Annotated in this window: 1 protein-coding gene; it reads left to right on the forward strand. The window is 69.5% G+C overall.

All coding sequences use genetic code 11. The annotated features are described in order from the left end of the window. Positions 1-246: 246 nt before the first annotated feature. On the forward strand, positions 247-694 hold a 448-nt coding region (locus RNC47_RS36075; RefSeq protein ID WP_311605077.1), incomplete at its 3' end, for a mycothiol-dependent nitroreductase Rv2466c family protein.

The following is a 694-nucleotide window of genomic DNA, read 5'->3' on the forward strand; positions in this document are numbered from 1 at the left end:
GTCGAGGGAGACCTCGTAGCCGTCGACGGAGAGCAGCGCGGCCCGCTCCCGGGCCTCGTCACGGGACAGATTCTCACCGGGCACGGGCGGCACTTCCTCTGGGTGGTGGGGTGGAGGGACAAGGTTCGGACAGGACCGATCCTGCCATGCGCCCCTGACAGCGGGTACCCGGGAATGGGGTGAGCGCCGGACGGTGTTCCGACAGGAGACGACGCTGTGCAGACGCCTTCGTTCCCGAGGAGAGCCATGTCCGAGAACGCGACCACCTCCGTGAAGACCCCCGTCGACTTCTGGTTCGACCCGCTCTGCCCCTGGGCGTGGATGACCTCCCGGTGGGTGCTCGAGGTGGAGAAGGTCCGCGACATCGAGATCCGCTGGCACATCATGAGCCTGGCCGTCCTGAACGAGGACCGGGTCGACGAGCTGCCCGAGGAGTACCGGGACATGCTCGCCACCAAGGCGTGGAAGCCGGTCAGGGTGGCCACCGCCGCCTGGCAGAAGCACGGCGCCGACGTCCTCGGCCCGCTGTACACCGCGCTCGGCACCCGCTTCCACAACAACGGCGAGGGCCCCACCCGCGAGGCCGTCGCGGGCGCCCTCAAGGACGTCGGCCTCCCGGCCGAGCTGGTGGAGTACGCCGACAAGGCCACGTACGACACCGAACTGCGCGCCTCCCACCAGGAGGGCATCGACA

The sequence above is a fragment of the Streptomyces millisiae genome, from assembly GCF_031845425.1.
Classification (GTDB): domain Bacteria; phylum Actinomycetota; class Actinomycetes; order Streptomycetales; family Streptomycetaceae; genus Streptomyces; species Streptomyces millisiae.